Here is a 23,136-nt window from a genome sequence, read left to right on the forward strand (position 1 = left end):
GTATTACTGTTTTAGTTTATAACGCTGTATTTTGCCGGTTTCTGTTTTGGGCAGATTGTCCATAAAACGAACTTCCCGTGGATATTTATAGGGCGCTGCCACTTCTTTAAACCAGTTTTGAATGGCTTTACCCAAATCAGGGCAAGCTTTGGTTTTGTCTTTTAAAACAATATAGGAACAGACCAACATGCCCCGTTCTTCGTCGGGCAATCCAACAACGGCACACTCGGCAATTTCCGGATGGGTGAGTAATACATTTTCCACCTCGATGGCTGCAATATTATAGCCTGAAGAAATGATCATGTCGTCTCCACGGGCTACAAACCAAAAATAACCGTCTTCATCCTTACGGAAGATATCTCCGGTAAGATTCCAGCCGTTTTGGACATATTCTTTCTGTTTGTCGGTACGGTTTAAATAACGACAACCGGTAATCCCGCGAACGGCAAGTCTTCCGGGTTCGTTGGTTGCAACTTCGTTCCCTTTTTTATCGACGATTTTGGCTTCGTAACCATGAATAGGTACGCCGGTAGCACCTTTTTTCATATTGTCTTCGTTAGACGATATAAAAATATGCAGCATTTCGGTCGCGCCGATTCCGTCAATAATTTTTAGTCCGGTGGCATTGTACCAGTCTTCCCATACCTTTAAAGGTAATGTTTCTCCGGCAGAAATACACTTTCGCAACGAAGAAATATCATAATCTTTAACTTTTGTTGTCAAAATGCGCCAAGCGGTCGGAGCGGTAAAACAAACCGTGATTTTGTATTCCTGAATGGCTTGCAGCAGTATTTCGGGACTTGGTTTTTCAATTAAAAAAGTCGACGCGCCATAATAAAACGGGAATAATACCAATCCGCCCAAACCAAAGGTAAACCCTAGCGGTGGACTTCCGGTAAAAACGTCATCCGGTTTTGGTTGTAGCGAATATTTTGGAAAAGCTTCACAGATCAGAATCACATCCCGATGAAAATGAGCGGTCATTTTGGGTTTTCCAGTCGTTCCGGAAGTAAATCCGATTAAAGACACGGAATCCGATCGGGTAGGATAGTTCTCGAATTGTATTGATTTTTGGGCTATTGCTTTTTCAAGTTCCTGTTCATTTTGTTCCGAACCGTCAAAATAGAGTACTTTTTTTAAGGCGGGTTCCGTTACCAGATTCATTTCATCCCGTAGGCGGTAATCGCAAAAAGCATGACTAATCTGCGCACTTTCGACCATTACGGATAATTCTTTTTCCCGTAGTAATGGCATTGTAGCCACTACGATGCCACCGGCTTTTAATACCGCAAACCAACACGCTACAAACATCGGATTGTTGGCGGAACGGATTAAAACCCGATTTCCGGAAATAAAACCGGTATCTTCTATCAGGTAATTGGCAATCTGATTGGCTTTGTTGTATAAATCCTGATACGTCCAAACCGAATCAAACGTGCGGATTGCGATTTGATTGCCGCGACCTTCTTTAATGTGGATATCCAGTAAAGGTGCTACGCAGTTCAGGTTTTCGGGGAACTCAAAATCCGGATGATCAAAAAGGTATTCCGGCTGTAGTTTTAAAGCCGGAAGGTTATCATGTGCGAAATTATCGTGGTAATGATTCATTTTTGGGGTAGTTAAACTGTTGGTGTTGTATCAGGCTTTTTTATGGCTTTCCGGTTTTAGTAATTTTTTCATACCCTCGGTCGCTTTTCGCTCGGAACCTTTTAGCGGATATAAATGGGAGATCCCCATACGGTATTGTTTTGGGATATCATCCGTTTGATATTGCTCGTAGGCTTGTGCATTTCGGACAAAATTCGCATCGAGTAATAATGGTCGTCCCAGTGCTACCAGATCAGCACGGCCATTTAAAAGGATGGTATTGATTTGATCAATATCCTGAATATAACCGGTGGTAATAGTAGGAATGGAAACGGTATTGCGAATCGTATCGGAAAAAGGTGTTTGCCACATTCTACCCATAACCGGTTGTTGTGTGGCTACCGTATTTCCGGTTGAAACGTTGATGATATCGGCACCGGCATTTTTAAAAGCCTGAGCAATTAGAATACTGTCTGCTTCCGTAAGTCCGTTTTCGGCCCAGTCGGATGCCGAAATTCGTACCGACATCGGTTTGTGTTCCGGAAATGCAGCACGCATCGCTGTAAAAACCAGTAATGGGAATTTTAAGCGGTTTTCGATACTACCGCCAAAACTATCCTGACGCTTGTTGGTTAACGGTGATAGAAAGGAAGCTAATAGAAAACCGTGATGCGCCTGAAGTTCGATCATGTCAAAACCGGCTTCGTCGGCGTTTTTAGTTGCCTGTACAAACTCGTTTAGAATTTGTTCCATATCGTGGAGATCCATTTCTTTTGGAACAGCCATTTTTTCGTTATAAGCAATTGCCGAAGCCGACAATAAGTTCCACGGATTTTCAATGGGTTCCTGTGTTCCTTCCCACGGTTTTTTAATCGCACCTTTTCGTCCGGAATGTCCCAGTTGAATGCCTATCTTGGAATCGGAATTCTGATGAGTAAAATCAGTTATTCTTTTCCAGTTAACTAGTTGTTCTTTAGTATAAATACCCGGACAACCTAAAGTGATACGTCCGGTTTCGGAAATGGCTGTCATTTCGGTTAAAATCAGACCAACACCACCTGTGGCACGCGATCCGTAATGCATAAAATGCCAATCGGAAACCAAACCGTTTTCGGCAGAATATTGTCCCATCGGACTCATTACGATTCGGTTTTTTACCACCATATCCCGCAATTGAAACGGGGTAAAAGCGGCCGGTGTTTCCGGTTTATTTTGATGTTTGGTATTGAATTCGGAGAGTACTTTTTGTGTAAAGGTGCTATCGCGTAAGGCCATATTTTCAAAGGTAACTTTTTTGGATCGGGTCATCACGCCAAAAGCAAACTGCATAAAATCGTGTTGGTTATGGCGGTCCATATGTTCGAACCAATCCAACGATACATTTGCGGCATATTGAATCATTTCGACACGGTTACGGCGTACTTTTTCGTATTGATCAAAGGCTGCTTTAACATCGTCCGGATGTTTACTAACGGCTTCCGAAAGCGCAATAGCGCATTCCATGGCTAGTTTGGTACCTGAACCAATGGAATAGTGAGCGGTTGCTTTGGCATCACCCAATAAAACAATATTGTCTTTAGACCAGTTGGAATTGGTAATCGCCGGGAACTGTCGCCAATGCGAACGATTGGAAATCAAGGAATGACCGTCGAGTTCTTCTTTGAATAAATGCTCTAGTTTTAGAATAGTGTCGGCTTCATCGGTTTCCGAAAAACCGGCTTTTTGCCAGGTTTCGTCCGAACATTCAAAAATCCAGGTACTGCGTCCGGCTTCATATTGGTAGGTATGTGCGACAAATGTTCCATAGGGTGTTGTCCGGAAAAAATACGTAAAAGCATCCAGTGGTCGCGTAGAACCCATCCACACAAAACGATTGTTTTTGAGTACTTTTTGCGTACCGAAATCGGCAGGCATCTGATCGCGGAAAATACTGTTAATACCGTCCGAGACTACAATATAGGTACTGTCGCTAAATTGGGAAAGATCGGCTATATTCGATTCAAAATGCAGGTTAACGCCTTCTTCGCGGCAACGCTGCTGTAATAATTCCAATAATGTTTTCCGGGAACAACCGCAAAAACCATTTCCGGTTATACGTACTACTTCACCGTCGCGGGCAACATCCAGGTCGTCCCAATAGGCAAAGCGACTGCGTATTAATTCGTATGATTTGGGATCTTTGGTTAAGAACTCACTTAAGGTTTCATCGGAAAAAACAACGCCAAAACCGAAACTATCGTCTGCTTTATTGCGTTCGTATAAATCAATCTGGCAATGTGGTAATGCTTTTTTGGTAAGGATTGAGAAGTATAAACCACCGGGTCCGCCACCAATAACTGTAATCTTCATTTTAAGCTCTTTTAATGGAGAAAATCTCTCCTAATTTTGAATAATTTGATCCCGCCAAACGCGCAACCGGTCGGTATACATCCATGTTGATTCGGTAATTGTCGGACAATATGGCTTCGTCGATATGAAACATAACCACTCTGCCGATCACTATTGTCGCGCCACCGTGCTGATGATCTTCCAGCGAATAGTGGTGTACCACTTTACATTCCATAGCGACAGGACTTTCCAAAACCCGTGGTGCTTTTACAATAAGTGATGGAGCTGGAGTGAGTTGCGCCAGTTCGAATTCGTTTTGATCGGGTGGAACGCTGGCTGATGTGAGATTCATTTTTTCAACGAGTTCTTCCGTGACCAAATTGACTACAAATTCGCCGGTTTCCAGCACATTGTTTAAAGTGTCTTTATTGGTATTATTCGGACGAACGGTAGAAAACATTACATGAGGCGGATCTTCGCCAACGGCATTAAAAAATGAAAATGGCGCCAGATTTATAGCACCTTCTTTACTAATCGAAGAAATCCATCCAATAGGACGGGGAATAACTGTACCGGTTAGTAGTTTGTATACGGCCGATTGGTCCAATACAGACGGGTCAAAATGCATAGTGTTGTTTGTTTTATCGCAAATTAAACCTTTTTTTTTATAATTGATATTTTTATCAAAATAAAAATAAGTACTCTGTATTTTTATTCGATAATCTTTGCTGATCCTGCATTTTTAAAGGATTTCTGTCACAAACAGCTGTTACTTTGTGAAACTATTTGATTTGACGCCATTTGGCTATCGGAAGGTATTCGCCTTCGCTATTCATAACCAAAAGGGCTTTTGTTTTGCCGTGCATTTTAATATAGCCAATTGGAATGCATGTTCCGAGACGTTCGAGATAAAGCCGACGCACTTCAATATAATAGAAAGGATCTTCGGAAGTTGGTTTTTGAGTGATCCAGGTTACCAGAGTATGCAATCCGCCATCACCGCCGATTTGCTGGCGTACTTCCTTTAAACTCCAAATCCGGTTAAAAACAGCAATATCCTCTTTTGGAAGCGCGTTACTGATCTTTTGATAAAAAGCTTCCCGGTTTTCGGGTAACAAGTATTCGCTGGTTTCGTATCGTTTTTTAACGGAAGCATCGGTAATGCTTTGAGCGACATAATCATCATCAATAAAAATAAAAGCATTGTCATTAGGATGTAATCGGATAACTGTGGTATAAAATAGTTTTTCATCCAAAAAAGCCCTTTCAATAGAATCGACCGAAATGGTATTGTTTTCGGAAACGCCGGAAGGTTTATTTTTTTGTTGACAACAGCCAAAAAAGAATGCGAACAGACAAACAAGCAGGAGTGGGGCTTTCATTGTAATTACCGGGTTGTGTATTTTTAGAAAAGTAATATTTATTATTTTTAATGTAAATATAGTTGATTAAATATATGTATAATTCAATTTTTAATTTAAAAAAATGAATTATTGTTAGATGTGTATTTGCTAAAATACTATATTTATGCAAAATTATTATATATGGAGATTTTAGCCTGTCCGAAGTGTAAAAGCAATACTATTGTTAAAAGCGGTGTTATTAATCAGAAACAAAGATACTTATGTAAAAAATGTAACTATTATTTTACCGTTAACAAATTGGGTAAAAAGATAGACGATTACTACGTAACCAAAGCGTTACAGCTCTATCTCGAAGGGCTGAGTTACCGCGAAATTGAACGTATTTTAGGGGTTTCCCACGTTACCGTAAGCAATTGGGTAAAAGAATTTCGGGTTAAAAGACTTGCACAAGGCGATTATCATCCAACCTATAAGATTTTTAACCATTTGGAGCTGGTCGAATACCTCAAAAATAAAGAACAACTATCGGGAGCAGGAATGATCATAACGGAGTTAGGGGACAAATTTATGCTGATAAAATGGGAGCGTTTTAAAGATTAGCTATAGTACTTTACAAAAATATATATACAAAAATTTTCAATCCGTTTCATTTTTAGAATTTGGTGAAGCAAAAAACACAAAAAACAACCAAATTACAGTACTTTATGAAACGAATCATTTTACTAGCCGGATTGCTTTTTTTCGCAGCAGAAGGCTATTCCCAAGGTTCGACGGATTACGGTTCGGGATTAAAAGTGAATTTCAATGAAGACGGTTCCAAATACATGCGTTTTATCGCCTGGAATCAGATCTGGTTTCGCTCTTCTGATATGAATCCCGGAACAATGATTGCCGACGAACCGGCGACTACCAATACCGATATCGGTAACCGGCGTTTACGAATGCTGGCGTATGCACAAATTTCCAAGCGTTATATGATTGTGACGCACTTCGGAATTAACAATCAAACCTTTACCAGTCCGACGGGATCAACCAAAAAGCCGGGTATGTTTTTTCACGATGCCTGGAACGAATATGCGGTGGTTTTACCAGAGGCGGGTAAAAAATTCAGTTTATCACTCGGTGGCGGATTGCATTATTATATGGGATTGTCGCGTATGACAATGGCTTCGACCTTAAATTTCCTGACCATTGATGCGCCGATTTTTAACTGGCCTTTAATTGACAATGCGGATCAGTTTGCGCGACAGGTCGGATTATTCGCCAAAGGGAAATACGGAAAATTCGAATACCGTATGAGTATCAACAAACCTTTCGGAACCAATACGGCTCCGGTAGATGTTACCAATGCCGATAATGCGGTAGCCGTAGACAATAGCGGAAACACCCGATGGTCGAAAGCCGGTTATTTTGAATACCAGTTTTTAGAACAGGAATCGAATTTACTACCCTATAAAGTGGGGTCCTATCTGGGAACGAAAAAAGTCTTTAACCTTGGTGCCGGCTTTTATACCGCTCCGGACGCGACACGAACTTCTGTAAACAGTGTTGTTCAAAAACACGATATCAAATTATTTTCGGCGGATGCTTTTCTGGATTTACCTTTAGGAGCCAAAGAAAAGAAAATGGCACTGACGGCTTATTCCGTTTTATACGATTACGATTTTGGTCCCAACTACCTTCGCAATATCGGAATTATGAATGTAGGTGCCGCCGATCCGTCTTTTACGGGCGACCGAGCTTTGGCCGGTGCCGGAAATACCCAACCAATGATCGGTACCGGAACCATCTGGTATACACAAGCCGGATTTTTATTACCGTGTAAAGCCGAAAAACCGGTTGTTCGCATTCAGCCTTTCGGAGCATATACCTATAAAAAATTCGAAGCACTCGAAAAATCCAGTTCGCAGTTTGACATTGGTGCCAATTTCTTTCTGGACGGGCATCATGCTAAAATCACCACGCAGTATTCCACACGACCGGTTTATATTGCCAAAGACAATATCGACGGGATGAAAGGAGATTTCCTGGTACAACTGCAAATTTATCTATAACCAACACTGAACCACATTTATGAGTAATAAATCAACAAAAGGAATCTGGAGCGTAATCACCGCTTCTTCTGTAGGAACCCTGATTGAATGGTATGATTTTTATATTTTCGGAAGTTTGGCGGTAGTGATTTCTACCAAATTCTTCCCGGCCGATAACCCAACGGCCGCCTTTTTATCGACATTGGCAACCTTTGCTGCCGGATTTGTCGTTCGTCCGTTTGGCGCCCTGTTTTTTGGTCGTCTGGGCGATATGATCGGACGTAAATATACGTTTATGGTAACCCTTTTATTAATGGGAGGTGCCACGTTTTTAATCGGATGTATTCCGAGTTACGAAACCATAGGATTTATGGCGCCGTTATTAGTGTTAGTCCTTCGTTTATTACAAGGATTGGCATTGGGCGGCGAATATGGCGGAGCGGCCACTTATGTCGCCGAACACGCGCCGGTTGGACAACGCGGTTACTGGACGTCGTGGATTCAAACGACGGCTACGGCGGGATTATTCGTGTCGTTGATGGTTATTTTGTTAACCAAAACAACATTGTCGGAAGCCGCCTTTGACGAATGGGGATGGCGTGTACCGTTTTGGGTGTCGATTCTGATGGTTTTGGTATCATATCTGATCCGTAAAAACATGCACGAATCACCGGTATTTGCCAAAGCGAAAGCCGAAGGAAAAACCAGTGCGAATCCGTTAAAAGAAAGTTTCGGAAATCGTTACAACCTTAAATTTGTATTATTGGCCTTATTCGGAGCCGCTATGGGACAAGGAGTGGTCTGGTATACCGGTCAGTTTTATGCGATGAATTTCCTTAAAACCGTTATGAGTGTCGATTCCACGCAGGTGGATACCTTATTGGGAATTGCGCTGTTAATCGGAACACCGTTCTTTGTGGTCTTCGGATGGTTAAGTGATAAAGTAGGACGAAAAAGCATTATGATGGCCGGAATGTTGTTGGCGATCTTTTTATACCGTCCGATTTACAAAGCGATGTACGAAACCACCGATGTGACCTTAAAAACGGAAATGGCCGAGAAAACAAAAATCCTGGCGATAACCAAAGAAAATGCGCATCAAACGATTGATTCCGTTTATACAACGACCAAAGAATTTACAGACGGAACCCAATGGACGCAAATTAAAACCGTTCACCTGGAAGATGGTAAGCCGATTATCGTGGACGGAAAAGCGAAAACCGACGTAAAAACAACGGTAACTATTAATTCATCCGATCGATGGATGTTGATCTTCCTCGTATTTATTCAGGTGATTTTTGTAACGATGGTTTATGGACCGATTGCCGCCTTCCTGGTGGAAATGTTCCCGGTGAAAATCCGATATACCTCGATGTCATTGCCATATCATGTCGGAAACGGAATTTTTGGAGGATTGTTACCGGCGATTTCGACCTATCTGGTAACGGTAGCGAAAGACAACGGCAATCCGACCTTCTATCTGGAAGGATTGTGGTATCCGATTATCATTGCAGCGATCAGCTTTATGATAGGGATGTTTTATATTAACAACAAAAATAATAGTAACGACTAAAAGGCATATTTATGAACAAAATAAAAAGAATACTCGGAATTGTTTGGCTATTATTAGCGGTAGCCGCAGCCTATTTTTGTATCTTTATATTCGGCTTACCAAAGTTTGTGACCGGCAAACAGGACGATCTGGTTTTTGGAATCATCATTCTGTTTATCCTAACGCCCTTAATCGTATTAGGTTTGGGAACCTTTGGCTATTATGCCCTTATCGGAGAATATGACAGTGAAGATTAACCTGTAACTACCTGGTTATTACTGGTACTCCGGAATTCTTTGGAACTCCGGGGTCCTTTGGTTTTGTAGAACACATGAAAAAACGGCACGAACAAAAATTAGTTATCTTATCTATAGTCTTATTACTGGCTTTTAATTTGCCATTGGTGCTTCTTTTTGATCACGCCGATGCCATTTTTGGAATCCCGGTAATTTACGGCTACTTTTTTTCCATATGGATTGTTTCAATAGTAGTTTCATTTTTAGTTGTTAAACGGTATTATGAGTAGTTATAGTTTACTGATCATATTGTTGTTTTATCTGGGAATCTTATTTTTTGTAGCCCATTGGGCCGAAAAAAAAGCCAACAGCAAATGGACAAACAATCCGTATGTATATACTTTTTCGCTTGCCGTGTATTGCTCGGCCTGGACGTATTATGGAAGTATCGGAGTAGCGGCGCAGTCGGGACTGAGTTACCTTACGGTATATCTGGGACCGATTATCATTATTCCGGCCTGGATTGTAATTCTGCGAAAGATCATCCGGATATCGCGTGTCAATAAAATTTCCAGTTTGGCCGATTTTATTTCCTTACGCTACGGAAACAGCCGTTTTCTGGGTGCATTGGTCACTTTTATCAGTGTTGTCGGGATCATCCCGTATATCGCCTTACAATTAAAAGCAATTGCCGAAACCTTTACAATAGTAACCCAAACCTCGTTAAGTTCCAATGTGTTTAATGACACCACAACCTATGTGGCTATTGCACTTGCTCTTTTTGCCTCCTATTACGGAACCCGTTATGTGGATGCTTCCGAAAAAAGAAAAGGAATTGTGACCGCCGTGGCAATGGAATCGGTTTTAAAACTCTTTTTCTTTATTCTGGTAGGCGTATATGTAACCTATTTTGTATTTGACGGTTTCGAAGATATTTATGCCAAAGCCAGTCTGATAGAAGGTTTCCGCGAAAAGAATACCATAGGAGGGCTACCGCAGGCACTCAATTGGTTCTTTTTATGCTTACTGTCTTTATTTGCCATGTTTCTGTTACCACGTCAATTTCAGATGGCAGTGGTCGAAAACAATCGGGAGAGTCATATTAAAACCGCGATCTGGTTGTTTCCGTTATACCTGTTACTGTTTAATATTTTTGTGTATCCGATCGCCTGGGGCGGAAATATCCTGTTTTCGGAAGGTACGGGAAATGCAGATACGTATTCGCTGTTGATTCCGCAATACTTTAATAATACAACGATAACGGTATTGGTATTTCTTGGTGGCTTTTCGGCTTCGATATCGATGATAGTGGTGGCTTCGATCGGATTATCGATTATGTTGAGTAACAACCTGTTGATTCCCTACGGATTTCTAGGGACGCTTCAAAGTGATGTTCAGGATAAAAACAGCAAACGGATTGTAAACATCCGTAAAGTGTGTATTTTTCTATTGATCATTGTTGCATATCTGATCTATCGTTTTTATGTATTGGATTACAACCTGTTTTCGATTGGATTGGTTTCTTTTGTGATTATGGCGCAACTGGCTCCGGCTTTTTTTGGAGCGTTATTATGGCGTCGCGGATCCCGTTTGGGCGCTATTTCCGGAATGTTAATCGGATTTTTAGTTTGCGTATACACACTGCTGATTCCATATGGTATCGGGATTACAAACAGCAGCAGTACCTTTATATCCGAAGGTTTGGCCGGAATCGAACTCTTAAAACCGTTCCAGTTATTCGGACTGGATTATCTGGCACCGATTCCACAGGCACTTTTCTGGAGTTTACTGTTTAATACGATCATTTATCTGGCGGTTTCCGTGAGTTTTAAAGGAAACTATCGCGAACGCAATTATGCCGAAATGTTTATCGACATCGACAAATACAGTACGATGCACGAAAACGCTTTTGTCTGGAAAGGAACGGCTTATACCCGTGATATCGAAAAAGTGCTCAAACGATTTTTGGGTGAAGAACGCACCAAACGGGCACTGACGATTTTTAATCTGAAATACAATGTCGATAAAAATCAGGAACAGGCCGATGCCCGATTGATCAAGTTTGCCGAAAACCTGCTTACGGGTCATATTGGAACCGCTTCGGCGCGAATATTGATTTCAAGTGTGGTAAAAGAAGAAAAAGTATCGCTACAGGAAGTATTGCATATTTTGGAAGAATCCCGCGAAAACATCATCATCAATAAAAAACTGACGGAAACGTCCAACGAATTAAAACAGATTACCGCCCAGTTGCAAAAAGCCAACGAACAGCTTTTGGAAAAAGACGCGCAGAAAGATGAATTTCTGGATACGGTAACCCACGAATTACGAACACCGATTACCGCGATAAAAGCTTCCAGTGAGATTTTATACGATGATGATGACATTCCGGAAGAATTGCGCAAACAGTTTTTAAAGAACATTATATCGGAATCCGATCGTTTAAATAGGTTGATCAACAAAATTTTAGATCTCGAAAAATTCGAAACCGGAAAACAACAGATTCAGGCCACAAAAAACAGCCTGGATGATACAATAGTTACGGCTTTGGAACCGTTACAACAACTGATCCGCAACAAAAAGATAGCCGTAAATTTTGTTACCGAAACGGTAGCCGAAGCCTGGTATGACGAAGAACGGATTATACAGGTGATTACGAATCTGGTTTCAAATGCGGTAAAATTTTGCCCGGAAACGGAGGGTCAGATTTCAATAACGGTAACGGAAAGCGGAGCGTATTTGCTAACAAGTATCCGCGACAATGGGAAAGGAATCAATCCCGAAGATCTGGATGCGATTTTTGACAAATTTTACCAGTCGACCAACCAAAATATCAAAAAGCCGGTTGGCAGCGGACTCGGATTGGCCATCTGTAAGCAGATCGTCGAACATCATAAAGGACAAATATGGGCTGAAAATAAAGAAAACGGAGCAGTTTTCCATTTTACATTGCCCAAATACAATAGCACAGAAAATGAATAAGATGCGGAAAATTTTAATTGTAGACGACGAACCGAATATCGTGATGTCGTTGGAGTACACCTTTAAAAAGAACAATTACGAGGTATTTATTGCCCGTGACGGACAGGAAGCGCTGGAAATTTTAAAAGTCCAGCAGCCCGATATTATTATACTCGACGTCATGATGCCGATGGTCGACGGTTTTGCGACACTCGAGCAGATTAAAAAAGACGAGCGTTTACAGCATTGTAAAGTCATATTTCTGTCGGCTAAAAACAAGGAAAAAGATATTGAAAGAGGACTTTCATTAGGTGCCGATTTATATATGACCAAGCCCTTTTCGGTCAAAAAACTGGTAGAGCAAACCAACGAATTGCTAACGGACTAAAACAACCACTTACCATGAATTATAATGAATTTTACCAACGAAGTCTGGACGATCCCGAAGGCTTCTGGAAAGAACAGGCCGATGTACTGGAATGGTATACGCGGCCACAAACGATACTGTCGCAGGACAAAAACGGTTATCCGTTATGGTTTGCCGATGGCGAACTGAATATTTGCTATTTAACGATCGACAAGCACATTCAGGATGGTCATGGCGATCAGGTGGCTTTTATCTACGATTCACCCGTAACCCAAACGATACAAAAATATACGTTTCACGAAGTAAAATCCGAAGTGGCAAAATTGGCTGGCGGATTAACGGCTTTAGGATTGACCAAAGGTGATACGGCGGTAATTTATATGCCCATGATTCCGCAGGTGGCTTTTGCCATGTTGGCCTGTGCCCGTATTGGCGTGACACATTCGATGGTTTTCGGCGGATTTGCGCCGCACGAACTCGCTATCCGAATTGACGATTCCAAACCCAAAGCCATTATTACAGCCTCTTCGGGAATTGAAATCGACCGATTGATCGCTTATAAACCTTTGGTTGACGAAGCGATTGAAATGGCCTCGCATAAACCGGAAAAAGTGATCATCTTTAATCGGAAATTGGGCGCGAAAATTCCATTTCAGGACTATGATGTCGACTATGAAAAATTAGTTGCACAATCAGAAGAAGTACCTTGTGTTCCGGTAGCGGCTACCCATCCGCTTTATATTTTGTACACTTCCGGAACTACGGGAAAACCAAAAGGAATCGTAAGAGATACAGGAGGTTATGCAACGGCACTTAAATTTACGATGCAATATGTATACGACATTCCGGAAGGCGAAACATTTTGGGCGGCATCCGATATGGGATGGGCGGTAGGACATAGTTATATTTTATACGGCCCGTTGTTAAACCGTAATACGACTGTCATCTTCGAAGGGAAACCGATTAAAACTCCGGATGCAAGTACCTATTGGCGGATCATTGCCGAACACAAAGTACGCATTATGTTTACCGCGCCAACAGCCATTCGCGCCATTAAAAAAGAAGATCCCGATGGGAACTTTATCAAAAAATACGATTTAAGTCATCTGAAAATACAGTTTTTAGCTGGTGAGCGTTGTGATGTGGCTACGTTGGAATGGTACCGACAACACATACCGGTTCCAGTTATTGATCATTGGTGGCAGACGGAATCCGGATGGCCGATGATTGCCAACATGATGGGAGTGGAATACCTACCGGTAAAACCCGGATCGGCCGGGAAAGCCGTTACCGGTTATGAAATCGTTATTTTTGACGAAAACGGAAAAGAATTAGCGCCAAATGAAGAAGGATATGTGGTAATAAAACTACCTTTGCCGCCGGGAACCATGCTGGGTCTTTGGGAAGACGAAAACCGCTTTAAAACCGGGTATTTAACCCGTTTCCCGGGCTATTATTTTTCGGGCGACGGTGGTTATAAAGACAACGAAGGTTATATTTACATAACTGGTCGTGTAGATGATGTGATCAATGTTGCGGGACACCGTCTTTCGACTGCCGAAATGGAAGAAATTGTAGCATCACACAATGCAGTGGCCGAATGTGCCGTTATAGGAATTAACGATGCCTTAAAAGGTCAGATTCCATTGGCATTGGCCGTTATTAAATCGGGGGATGCAACCGAACATTTTCAATTGGAATATGAAGTTGTTCAGCTTGTCCGCGAAAAAATAGGCGCTGTCGCTTCGTTGCGAAATGTGATCGTTGTGCAGCGTTTACCGAAAACCCGTTCCGGGAAAATCCTTCGCAAATTACTGCGAAGTATAGTAGATGGTGAAAAATACCAAATCCCGTCCACCATCGATGACGAAACCATCATCGGTGAAGTAACCGAAGCCTTTACAACCTATGGCATCGGTGCATTTAAATAGAATATGAAAAAAATAAACACACTATGAGTTATTATAAAATAAACAACTTAGAAGAATACTTCAAACACTATAAAAAATCGATCCGGGAGCCACGTAAATTCTGGGGAAAAATTGCCGAAGAAAATTTTACATGGTACCAAACCTGGGATAAAGTAATGGAGTTTGATATGGCCGAAGCCGATATTAAATGGTTTACCAATGCGAAAGTCAACATCACTAAAAACTGTATTGACCGTCATTTGGCCAAAAGAGGGAATAAAAACGCGATTATTTTTGAGCCGAACGATCCGAAAGAACCGGCTCAATATATAACCTATAACGAATTGTACGACCGTGTGGCTAAAATGGCCAATGTATTGCGCGAACAGGGCATTAAAAAAGGCGATCGTATCTGTATTTATTTACCGATGATTCCGGAATTGGCCGTGGCTGTGTTGGCCTGTGCGCGGATTGGAGCGATTCATTCGGTTGTTTTCGCCGGATTTTCAGCTTCGGCAATCGCATCCCGTGTTATCGACTGCGGTTGTAAAATGGTAATCACTTCCGATGGAGCTTATAGAGGTAACAAAACCATCGACCTAAAATCGATTGTGGATGAAGCCCTTGAAAAATGTCCAACGGTTACCAGTGTGTTGGTTGCCAAAAGAACAAACACGGAAGTAAAAATGAAAGAAGGTCGCGATTTATGGTTGCAACCCCTGCTGGATGAAGCGATTCCGAATAATGTAGCCGAAATTATGGATGCGGAAGATCCGTTATTTATCCTGTATACGTCCGGTTCGACCGGAAAACCGAAAGGAATGTTGCATACTACGGCAGGTTATATGGTGTATACCGCCTATACGTTTAAAAACATATTCAATTACGAAGAAAACGATATTTACTGGTGTACGGCCGATATTGGCTGGATAACCGGGCATTCCTATATTTTATACGGACCACTTTTAAACGGCGCTACGACTGTAATCTTTGAAGGTGTACCGTCGTATCCGGATTTCGGACGTTTTTGGGATGTGATCGACAAACATAAAGTGAGTCAGTTTTATACCGCACCAACAGCAATCCGTTCGTTAGCCAAAGAAAGTACCGAATGGGTGGATAAACACGATTTATCCTCGTTAAAAGTAATCGGATCCGTAGGAGAACCGATCAACGAAGAGGCGTGGCACTGGTATAATGATCATGTCGGAAAGAAAAAATGTCCGATTGTCGATACCTGGTGGCAAACCGAAACGGGTGGTATTATGATTTCTCCGGTTCCATTTGTAACACCAACCAAACCGACCTATGCGACCTTACCATTACCGGGAATTCAGCCGGTATTGATGGACGAAAAACGCAATGAAATCGAAGGGAATCAGGTTGTAGGTAGCTTGTGTGTCAAATTCCCATGGCCGTCGATTGCCCGTACAATTTGGGGTGATCATCAGCGTTATAAAGAAACGTATTTCTCGGCTTTCCCGGGTAAATATTTTACCGGTGACGGTGCTTTGCGTGATGAAGTAGGATATTATCGAATCACCGGCCGGGTAGACGATGTGGTGATTGTTTCCGGTCATAACTTAGGAACCGCGCCCATTGAAGATGCGATTAACGAACACCCGGCAGTAGCAGAATCGGCTATTGTAGGTTTCCCGCACGATATCAAAGGAAATGCTTTGTATGGTTTTATTATCTTAAAAGAAATCGGAGAGTACCGTGATCGTGATAACCTGCGAAAAGAGATCAACGAACACGTAGCGAGTCATATCGGACCCATTGCCAAACTGGATAAAATCCAATTTGTATCGGGATTACCAAAAACCCGTTCCGGAAAAATCATGCGCCGTATTTTGCGTAAGATAGCAGAAGGCGATTTCTCGAATTTTGGAGATATCACAACCTTATTAAATCCTGAAATCGTAGAAGAAATTAAAAACGAACGTTTGTAATTCCTTTTTGGTTTGATATTTAAAAAAGCATCCTACTAAGTAGGATGCTTTTTTGTTAACGGATAGACAAATAGATCAAAATAAGGATATTTATAGTCGTTATGTTGTCAATTAGTGTTTTATGAATTCTATTTATTGTTTTAATTAAACTCAAAAACATGCGAAGTCCGGATCAATATAAAATAAAGTATAAGCACCGCATTTTTATAGTGTTTATGATTTATGCATTACTACTAATTTTTACGATAAATTTTGTTATTGATGTTAATCTGCATGGATGTTTTGTCTATTCGATAAGCATGGAGAGCAGATTATGTGATATTCTTATGAGTCTATTGGGATTTATCCCGTTAATCGTATTTTCGAGACAGCTTTATAAAAACTATATACGGCTAAAAATAGAAGGGGATACCTTGAAAATTAAACGGTTTTTTACCAAATCTGATTCGATCCATAAAAACAATATTATTGTAGAAAGGGAAAAAGAAGAGCAAGGCGGTAATTTAAAAAAGCATGAAAACCGTTTTTTTATTCTAAGAGACAGAAGTAATCCCAATGTCAAGATAAAAATATCAGAGTATTATGTCCGGAATTATAAAGAAATCCTGGAATATTGTCAATTAGAAATGTGTTCCGATATCTTATAATTTTAGTTTCCGTTTTAATTTTAAAAACAACAAAGCAATAATATAAGCATCACCGGAAGCCGTATGGCGGTCGCTTTTTTTGATTTTAAAGATGTCGCATAGTTCATCCAGATTGTGATGTTTGTCTTCCGGAAGATTTTTAAATTTCTGATACATCACATCCACATCCAACATGACATTTTTAAGTTTACCAAGATTCAAACGTTTCAGCGCCTGATTGATCATTTCGACATCAAAATTGATGTTATGTCCCACCAGAGTAGCATCTTTTATAAAATCAAGGAAACGGATAATCGCTTCCGCTTCGATAATCTTTTCTTCTTTACCTTCTTTTAAAATTCCGGTCAGAATAGCATTTTCCGGATTAAAAACATCCTGTTTTAGGAAAGCTTCAAAAAAATCGCCCACTTTAATTTCGTCATTAACGACCGAAATAGCACCTATGGAAAGGATGACATCATCTTTCCAATCCAAACCGGTCGTTTCGGTGTCAAAAACAATATAGCGCTTCGGTCCGTTTTGTTCTTCTTTGTCAAAATGGGCCAAATATTGTTTCCAAAATTGCGGGATGTCTTTTCCTGTAAGCCAGTCTAATACCATAATATTATGTGAAATAGGTCAATTGAAAGCGGTTTTTAATCAAATCCTGTATGTCGTTTATCGGTTGAAAGCAGTTTTTAAGTTTTACCTTATCCACTTTCGAAAGCTCCTGCATGTTGATATAACCTCCGTTGGAATTGTTTTGCAAGCCTTCGTCGGTTCGGAACCAGGTTAACGTATTAAATGCCTCGGCACACTCCAGATACAAATCGGAATTTTGTTCTTCCATATCCGCCAGCTTTTTAAAACGCTGATACGTATTGGTAATTCCTTTGATACCACGGCTAATGGTTAACACACGTGCGGCGTCGACCAATGGCATAATGGCTCTGTTTTTAATATCAAAAGCATCTTTGTGTTCTTCGTCCTGTTCCAGTAAAAACTGTCGGAAGAAACCTAGTGGAGCCGGTTTTTTGATGGCATTGGTTCCCAAAAAAGCATAGAACAACTGGTTGTTATCGGTGCTGTTAAAAATGCTTTCCGTTAGGGAATTTTCAAAGGAAACATCGCCGTAAATCAGATCGTAATCAAAGAAAATCGTACTGAGATTAATTCCTTTTTCACCTGGAGTATTAATCCAGGTATTGTATTGTTTAATCCAGTCCGTCAGTGATTTACACCAAAGCTCATTGTTAGCCATAAGTCCTTGCGGACACGGTTCGTAACCGATTTTTTCCAAAGTTTCGATAACCTTTTCTGCCAATTGTAAAAAGTATTGTTTTACATCGTCATAACGTTCGGCTTCCACATCTTCGAAGATCAGAATATTGTCGACATCGGTCAATAACAACTGTTCTTTTCGCCCCTGACTTCCCAGGTTAAACCAGGCAAAACGGGTAGGAGGTGGTGTCTCCATTTTTTCAATTGCCAGATCGATTGCTCTTTTTGTCAGGGCAATATTGATTTCGGCAGCAACACTGGTAATATGCGTGATCGGGATATTTTTATCGATTGAATTCTGAATCAGATCGGTCAGTTTATCCCGAACGGCTTTTAATTCTTTCGAACGTGTGGCACGGCGGGTTAATTTTAATAGAATTCCCGGATTATTGGCTTGTGCTGCCACAATATCGTGTTCAGTAATAATACCGGTGGCCGGGCTTTTTTCCGTTCCGTCGCGAGTCACACATAAATGACCAACATTGTGTTTTAACAGCATCATCTGCGCTTCGGCAATCGAAATATTTTCCGGTACGGTAATGACCGGCGACGACATGATTTTATCAGCCGTCGTATCGATTGAAAACAATCCGGTGGCAATTTTGGAACGCAAATCCTTATCGGTTATAATCCCGATCGGCAACTGATTATCATGAATGATCACACTGCCGATGCGACTATTAGACATCGTTTGCGCAATATGTTTGATGATATCGCTGGAACTGGCTGTAATCGGGTTTTTAGTATATTTAATAGGCTGGAAATACTGGATATCCGTAGCGCTTTGTTCGTCGAAAATAATATTTTCCGAAATTAATTTTCCGCGGTGATCCTTGTCATACGGATTACGCGTATTGGAGGCAAAACTTTCCAGCAGGAAATTCTGCACATTTGTATTATTGGCCACATAGGGCTGAAAAACCGCTATTGGAATCGCATATACGATACTTTCCTCACGGGCTTTTGCCGTCATCAGGTAATTGTTTTTAGCAAAAAAAGGACGCAATCCCAGAATATCACCCTCATCGCATTTATCGATAAGGAATTCTTCCGCATCGGAAATAACCGATAGCCCGATTGCACCGTTTGCAACCACATAAAAATCACTATGGGTAGCATCGCCCACTTTAAAAAGGATCTGGTGTTTTTCCAGATATTTAACACTGATATGTTCGGAAATAGCCACTAATTCCTGGTAAGTTAAACTGGTAAAAGGGGGATAGTGTTTTAAAAAATCCGCTATTCTTTCTGCAATGGGGTTTTTCATGATTGGGAATTAATTCTTAAAAATACTAAATTTTATAGAACTTCAAAATATAAAATAGCGTTAAAGTGTATACAATTGTGAAGCCGTGATCACGATAATGGCCAGAAAAGCCATGAAAATCCCGATAGCATTAAGTCGGCTGATTTTTTCTTTAAAGACTAATGTTCCGGCCAATGTTCCCAACAGAATTACTCCGAAATTCATAGAAGCAAAAACGGTCGAAGGGTTGTCGTGTAAGGCTTTGTGCGCTTTTAGGTAAAACAAAATATTCCCAAAATTAAGCACTCCCAGGGCCAAACCGAATAGTACACTTTTTCCGTTTACTTTTTCTTTTTTGACCAGAAGAGTATACAATGTAATTGCCGTTGAAACCACCAATGCGCCACAGAAAACCACAAACAGCGAAGTCGTATACGGAATTTCGGTATAAGCAGCGATTAGTTTAAAACAAACATCAATAATTCCGAATCCCAACAACACGATTATCGGATACCACCAATTATTTTTTTCGCCGGATGTAGTCTCATTTCGGTATAAAACCAGAAAAATAGCCGTAAAACCAATCGCCAGACCGATCCATTTTACCGGACTAATCGTTTCGTTAAAAACCAGAAAAGCCGCTAGGATTGAAATGATTAGCGAAAATCGCTGTGCGATGTCGGTTTTTACAATTCCGATATGGCGAACCGATGCTGCCAAAACCAGAAAAACCGTAGGCAATAATAACGCTAATATACCGTATAACGACCACGGTGCGTTGGATGTAATCGTAGTGGTATCGGGTTGATACGCCACATAACATAAAATGATGGCTACGATATAATTATAATTGATCATTTGCTGAAACGAAACCGTATAGCGCTTGGCTATTTTAAAAAGGATTCCGACGGATACGCTGCAAAGTATACTAAAAATTAAAAAGTGCATTTTAAAAGGATGTATTTTGAAAGTGATGTAAAGGTAAAGCGCAATATTTAGATTTTATGGTATCTGGTAAAAAAAATCATTGCGAATTCAATTTAATATCGTAATATTGCGATAATATAATATGACATCATGGGAATAACTAAAACAGAAATATTTACCGAAAACCAAAACCGATTGGCTACCATCTTTAAAGTTTTGGGACATCCGGCCCGAATTGCGATTCTAAACCATATCATCAATCAGAAAGCCTGTATTTGTAATGATCTGGTATCCGAATTAGGTTTGGCACAGGCAACGATTTCCCAGCATTTAAAGGAGTTGAAAAATATTGGTATTATCAAAGGCACTATCGAAGGAAAATCGGTTTGCTATTGTATCGATGAAAATGTATGGGAACTAATCAAAGGGGAATTAGCGCTTTTTTTCAATCAGGATGTGACGGTAGACAAATGCTGTTAGGCATTTTTTTACTTTTTATTATCGTTATATTGCAATATTACATTTTAAATATATTATTATAAATTCCATATTATGAAACTATCAGAAATCAAAAACATTTTACCGGGACTGGACACAGTGGTGTTCCAGCTCGAAAACGGAACTTTTGTACCGGAACATTTCCATGTTACTGAAGTAGGAAAGATAACCCGTCACTTTATAGATTGTGGCGGAACAATTCGAAATGAAAACGTGATCAATTTTCAGTTATGGGACGCCGATGATTATGAACACCGCTTGAAGCCTGCAAAATTGTTGCATATCATTCAGCTATCGGAAGAGAAACTGGGTATTACGGATACTACTATCGAAGTGGAATACCAATCGGAAACCATCGGAAAATATGATTTGGATTTTGATGGCAGGCATTTTATCTTAAAAAATAAACAAACCGCTTGTCTGGCAGATGATGCTTGCGGTTTGCAGGATGATCAAAATATACAGAAAAAATCCTGCTGTTCGTCGGATTCCGGATGCAATTAGAAAATTATGAATCGCTATCCAATACTAACCGATACCATCCGACTTTTGGAACAGGAACAATCCATTAGTCGGGAACGCAAAACCGTTTTACAACCTTTAATCGACTATATACAGCAAAAAGTAACCGATAAACAGGTCGTCAACCTCATCTTTATCTGCACACATAATTCCCGTAGAAGTATTTTTTCTCAGGTATGGGCTCAAGTCGCAGCTTCCCGGTATGGGATTTCCAATGTATACTGTTATTCGGGTGGAACAGAAGTAACAGCCGTATTTCCAAAAGTAATCGAAACGTTGTCGAACCAGGGATTTAACACTATCAGGATTTCGGAAGAAAACAATTCCGTATACGCTATAAAATATAGTGATACGGCATTTCCGGTAATTGGTTTTTCCAAAAAATACGACCATTTCTATAATCCGATAGCAGAATTTGGAGCCGTTATGACCTGTTCGGAAGCCGATGGTGGTTGCCCGTTTATAGCCGGTGCCGAAAAGAGAATTGCGATTACTTATGAAGATCCCGGATTTTCGGATTCCACACCGGAACAATCGGTCGTATATGCCAATTGTAGTTTACAGATTGCGACCGAAATGCTATATGTTTTTTCCATGATAAAATGAACCTGATATGCGATCCGAATTAAAATTTACAGATCGTAATCTTACGGTTTTAATCTTTTTTGCGATGGCCGTTGGGATAGGTCTAGGACATTTTATTCCGGCTATCCCGAATGCTATCAGTACATTATCCGTAGGAGCCACCAATATTCCGCTTGCTATCGGTTTATTGTTGATGTTGTATCCGCCATTAGCAAAAGTGGATTATTCGCTATTACCGATGGCTCTTAAAAACAGAAAAGTGATTGGTATATCAGTACTGCTCAATTGGATAGTGGGACCGCTGTTGATGTTTGTAATTGCCATTTTGTTTCTGGCTGACGAACCCGAATATAGGAGCGGTTTGATATTAATCGGACTGGCCCGATGTATCGCTATGGTTCTGGTATGGAACGATCTGGCCAAGGGGAACAACGAATATGCGGCTTTATTGGTTGCTTTAAATAGTATTTTTCAGATACTGATGTATGGTTTCTTTGTTTGGTTGTTTATTACGGTATTACCCGAAAAACTAGGATTGGTCAACTTTAGTATGACCGTTGCGATGGACGATGTGATGCAGAGTGTTTTGTTATACCTTGGAGTGCCGTTTTTAGCGGGTTTTTTAAGTCGATATTGGTTGATCAAATTTAAAGGAATTCCATGGTATAACCGGAAATTTATTCCCCGTATTGCACCGGTAACCCTATATGCTTTATTGTTTACTATTGTCGTGATGTTTAGTCTGAATGGAGCAAAAATACTGGAATTACCGGCTGATGTTATTACAATAGCAATACCGCTAACCGTCTATTTTGTATTGATGTTTATACTAAGTTTTAGCATCAGTAAAAAACTAAAGATTCCTTATAGTCAAAATGCAGCAATAGCTTTTACGGCTTCAGGAAATAACTTCGAACTGGCCATTGCGATTAGCATAGCTGTCTTTGGAATTCATTCGCCACAGGCCTTTGTAGGGGTTATCGGTCCTTTGGTTGAAGTTCCGGTGTTGATTGCCTTAGTAAAGGTTAGTTTATGGTTAAAAAAGAATTATTATCCCTAATGATTGGGGCACTCTATAACAACAGCTTTAATCGGTTATCATAAAAAAATCCTGTAATTCGTTACAGGATTTTTACATTAGCGTAGGTTATATATAGTAGG

20 protein-coding genes are annotated in these 23,136 nt (G+C 40.5%); 13 read left to right on the top strand and 7 right to left on the bottom strand.

Annotated elements, in window-relative coordinates:
* Positions 1–3: 3 nt before the first annotated feature.
* The 4 genes from AAFN64_RS08000 to AAFN64_RS08015 form a co-directional block, all read right to left on the bottom strand.
* On the bottom strand, positions 4–1,608 hold the full coding sequence (locus AAFN64_RS08000; RefSeq protein ID WP_347760042.1) for an AMP-binding protein: 1,605 nt from the start codon (positions 1,606–1,608) through the stop codon (positions 4–6).
* A gap of 30 nt (positions 1,609–1,638) precedes the next feature.
* Complete coding sequence (locus AAFN64_RS08005; protein ID WP_347760043.1) at positions 1,639–3,936, bottom strand: FAD-dependent monooxygenase; 2,298 nt, start codon at positions 3,934–3,936, stop codon at positions 1,639–1,641.
* A 1-nt stretch (position 3,937) separates the two neighbouring features.
* On the bottom strand, positions 3,938–4,543 hold the full coding sequence (locus tag AAFN64_RS08010; RefSeq protein WP_300491466.1) for a flavin reductase family protein: 606 nt from the start codon (positions 4,541–4,543) through the stop codon (positions 3,938–3,940).
* Between the two features lie 154 nt (positions 4,544–4,697).
* Complete coding sequence (locus AAFN64_RS08015; RefSeq protein ID WP_347760044.1) at positions 4,698–5,297, bottom strand: hypothetical protein; 600 nt, start codon at positions 5,295–5,297, stop codon at positions 4,698–4,700.
* Positions 5,298–5,576: 279 nt separating this feature from the next.
* Here AAFN64_RS08015 and AAFN64_RS08020 point away from each other — a divergent pair, with 279 nt between their 5' ends.
* The 9 genes from AAFN64_RS08020 to AAFN64_RS08060 all read left to right on the top strand — a co-directional run bounded on the left by AAFN64_RS08020 (position 5,577) and on the right by AAFN64_RS08060 (position 16,937).
* The gene (locus AAFN64_RS08020) at positions 5,577–5,879 is read left to right on the top strand and encodes a helix-turn-helix domain-containing protein (RefSeq protein WP_347760045.1); all 303 of its coding nucleotides are present in this window, start codon (positions 5,577–5,579) and stop codon (positions 5,877–5,879) included.
* Between the two features lie 104 nt (positions 5,880–5,983).
* Positions 5,984–7,333 carry a porin gene (locus tag AAFN64_RS08025; RefSeq protein ID WP_347760046.1) on the top strand — a complete coding sequence of 450 codons (1,350 nt, stop codon included), beginning with the start codon at positions 5,984–5,986 and terminating at the stop codon, positions 7,331–7,333.
* Between the two features lie 19 nt (positions 7,334–7,352).
* Entirely contained in the window at positions 7,353–8,885 is a 1,533-nt protein-coding gene (locus tag AAFN64_RS08030; RefSeq protein WP_347760047.1) for an MFS transporter, read from the top strand.
* 11 nt (positions 8,886–8,896) lie between these two features.
* Positions 8,897–9,121: a DUF6814 family protein gene (locus tag AAFN64_RS08035; RefSeq protein ID WP_347760048.1), complete on the top strand. Its 225-nt coding sequence runs from the start codon at positions 8,897–8,899 to the stop codon at positions 9,119–9,121.
* A gap of 261 nt (positions 9,122–9,382) precedes the next feature.
* On the top strand, positions 9,383–12,082 hold the full coding sequence (locus AAFN64_RS08040; protein WP_347760049.1) for an ATP-binding protein: 2,700 nt from the start codon (positions 9,383–9,385) through the stop codon (positions 12,080–12,082).
* Between the two features lies 1 nt (position 12,083).
* Positions 12,084–12,449 (top strand): response regulator, encoded by a 366-nt coding sequence (locus AAFN64_RS08045; RefSeq protein ID WP_300488246.1) that lies wholly within the window; start codon positions 12,084–12,086, stop codon positions 12,447–12,449.
* Between the two features lie 14 nt (positions 12,450–12,463).
* Positions 12,464–14,359, top strand: coding sequence for an acetate--CoA ligase (locus tag AAFN64_RS08050; RefSeq protein ID WP_347760050.1), 1,896 nt, complete (start codon positions 12,464–12,466; stop codon positions 14,357–14,359).
* A 23-nt stretch (positions 14,360–14,382) separates the two neighbouring features.
* Entirely contained in the window at positions 14,383–16,290 is a 1,908-nt protein-coding gene (gene acs / locus AAFN64_RS08055) for an acetate--CoA ligase (protein WP_300488240.1), read from the top strand.
* A gap of 299 nt (positions 16,291–16,589) precedes the next feature.
* Complete coding sequence (locus tag AAFN64_RS08060) at positions 16,590–16,937, top strand: hypothetical protein (RefSeq protein WP_347760051.1); 348 nt, start codon at positions 16,590–16,592, stop codon at positions 16,935–16,937.
* On the opposite strand, the gene AAFN64_RS08065 is transcribed toward AAFN64_RS08060, so the two are convergent.
* From AAFN64_RS08065 to AAFN64_RS08075, 3 genes are read right to left on the bottom strand one after another with little or no spacing between them, the layout of a single operon-like run.
* A complete protein-coding gene (locus AAFN64_RS08065) occupies positions 16,932–17,537 on the bottom strand; it encodes a 3'-5' exonuclease (RefSeq protein ID WP_300488234.1) in 606 nt (201 codons plus the stop codon). The genes AAFN64_RS08060 and AAFN64_RS08065 overlap by 6 nt on opposite strands.
* Positions 17,538–17,541: 4 nt before the next feature.
* Complete coding sequence (locus AAFN64_RS08070; protein WP_347760052.1) at positions 17,542–19,464, bottom strand: DUF294 nucleotidyltransferase-like domain-containing protein; 1,923 nt, start codon at positions 19,462–19,464, stop codon at positions 17,542–17,544.
* 60 nt (positions 19,465–19,524) lie between these two features.
* Entirely contained in the window at positions 19,525–20,391 is an 867-nt protein-coding gene (locus AAFN64_RS08075; protein WP_347760053.1) for an EamA family transporter, read from the bottom strand.
* A 129-nt stretch (positions 20,392–20,520) separates the two neighbouring features.
* Here AAFN64_RS08075 and AAFN64_RS08080 point away from each other — a divergent pair, with 129 nt between their 5' ends.
* The 4 genes from AAFN64_RS08080 to arsB all read left to right on the top strand — a co-directional run bounded on the left by AAFN64_RS08080 (position 20,521) and on the right by arsB (position 23,035).
* Entirely contained in the window at positions 20,521–20,850 is a 330-nt protein-coding gene (locus AAFN64_RS08080) for a metalloregulator ArsR/SmtB family transcription factor (protein ID WP_347760054.1), read from the top strand.
* A 72-nt stretch (positions 20,851–20,922) separates the two neighbouring features.
* Entirely contained in the window at positions 20,923–21,372 is a 450-nt protein-coding gene (locus AAFN64_RS08085) for a DUF6428 family protein (RefSeq protein ID WP_347760055.1), read from the top strand.
* 6 nt (positions 21,373–21,378) lie between these two features.
* A complete protein-coding gene (locus tag AAFN64_RS08090; protein WP_347760056.1) occupies positions 21,379–21,996 on the top strand; it encodes a protein-tyrosine-phosphatase in 618 nt (205 codons plus the stop codon).
* A 7-nt stretch (positions 21,997–22,003) separates the two neighbouring features.
* Positions 22,004–23,035, top strand: coding sequence for an ACR3 family arsenite efflux transporter (arsB, locus tag AAFN64_RS08095; protein WP_347760057.1), 1,032 nt, complete (start codon positions 22,004–22,006; stop codon positions 23,033–23,035).
* Positions 23,036–23,136: the final 101 nt, after the last annotated feature.

The sequence above is a fragment of the Flavobacterium sp. CAU 1735 genome, assembly GCF_039888695.1.
Taxonomy (GTDB): domain Bacteria; phylum Bacteroidota; class Bacteroidia; order Flavobacteriales; family Flavobacteriaceae; genus Flavobacterium.

What these genes read in the sequence shown, in the direction of transcription:
- AAFN64_RS08000 (WP_347760042.1), bottom strand. Translation starts at nt 1,608, where the DNA reads ATGAATCATTACCACGATAATTTCGCACATGATAACCTTCCGGCTTTA.
- AAFN64_RS08005 (WP_347760043.1), bottom strand. Translation starts at nt 3,936, where the DNA reads ATGAAGATTACAGTTATTGGTGGCGGACCCGGTGGTTTATACTTCTCA.
- AAFN64_RS08010 (WP_300491466.1), bottom strand. Translation starts at nt 4,543, where the DNA reads ATGCATTTTGACCCGTCTGTATTGGACCAATCGGCCGTATACAAACTA.
- AAFN64_RS08015 (WP_347760044.1), bottom strand. Translation starts at nt 5,297, where the DNA reads ATGAAAGCCCCACTCCTGCTTGTTTGTCTGTTCGCATTCTTTTTTGGC.
- AAFN64_RS08025 (WP_347760046.1), top strand. Translation starts at nt 5,984, where the DNA reads ATGAAACGAATCATTTTACTAGCCGGATTGCTTTTTTTCGCAGCAGAA.
- AAFN64_RS08030 (WP_347760047.1), top strand. Translation starts at nt 7,353, where the DNA reads ATGAGTAATAAATCAACAAAAGGAATCTGGAGCGTAATCACCGCTTCT.
- AAFN64_RS08035 (WP_347760048.1), top strand. Translation starts at nt 8,897, where the DNA reads ATGAACAAAATAAAAAGAATACTCGGAATTGTTTGGCTATTATTAGCG.
- AAFN64_RS08040 (WP_347760049.1), top strand. Translation starts at nt 9,383, where the DNA reads ATGAGTAGTTATAGTTTACTGATCATATTGTTGTTTTATCTGGGAATC.
- AAFN64_RS08045 (WP_300488246.1), top strand. Translation starts at nt 12,084, where the DNA reads ATGCGGAAAATTTTAATTGTAGACGACGAACCGAATATCGTGATGTCG.
- AAFN64_RS08050 (WP_347760050.1), top strand. Translation starts at nt 12,464, where the DNA reads ATGAATTATAATGAATTTTACCAACGAAGTCTGGACGATCCCGAAGGC.
- acs (WP_300488240.1), top strand. Translation starts at nt 14,383, where the DNA reads ATGAGTTATTATAAAATAAACAACTTAGAAGAATACTTCAAACACTAT.
- AAFN64_RS08060 (WP_347760051.1), top strand. Translation starts at nt 16,590, where the DNA reads ATGGAGAGCAGATTATGTGATATTCTTATGAGTCTATTGGGATTTATC.
- AAFN64_RS08065 (WP_300488234.1), bottom strand. Translation starts at nt 17,537, where the DNA reads ATGGTATTAGACTGGCTTACAGGAAAAGACATCCCGCAATTTTGGAAA.
- AAFN64_RS08070 (WP_347760052.1), bottom strand. Translation starts at nt 19,464, where the DNA reads ATGAAAAACCCCATTGCAGAAAGAATAGCGGATTTTTTAAAACACTAT.
- AAFN64_RS08075 (WP_347760053.1), bottom strand. Translation starts at nt 20,391, where the DNA reads ATGCACTTTTTAATTTTTAGTATACTTTGCAGCGTATCCGTCGGAATC.
- AAFN64_RS08080 (WP_347760054.1), top strand. Translation starts at nt 20,521, where the DNA reads ATGGGAATAACTAAAACAGAAATATTTACCGAAAACCAAAACCGATTG.
- AAFN64_RS08085 (WP_347760055.1), top strand. Translation starts at nt 20,923, where the DNA reads ATGAAACTATCAGAAATCAAAAACATTTTACCGGGACTGGACACAGTG.
- AAFN64_RS08090 (WP_347760056.1), top strand. Translation starts at nt 21,379, where the DNA reads ATGAATCGCTATCCAATACTAACCGATACCATCCGACTTTTGGAACAG.
- arsB (WP_347760057.1), top strand. Translation starts at nt 22,004, where the DNA reads ATGCGATCCGAATTAAAATTTACAGATCGTAATCTTACGGTTTTAATC.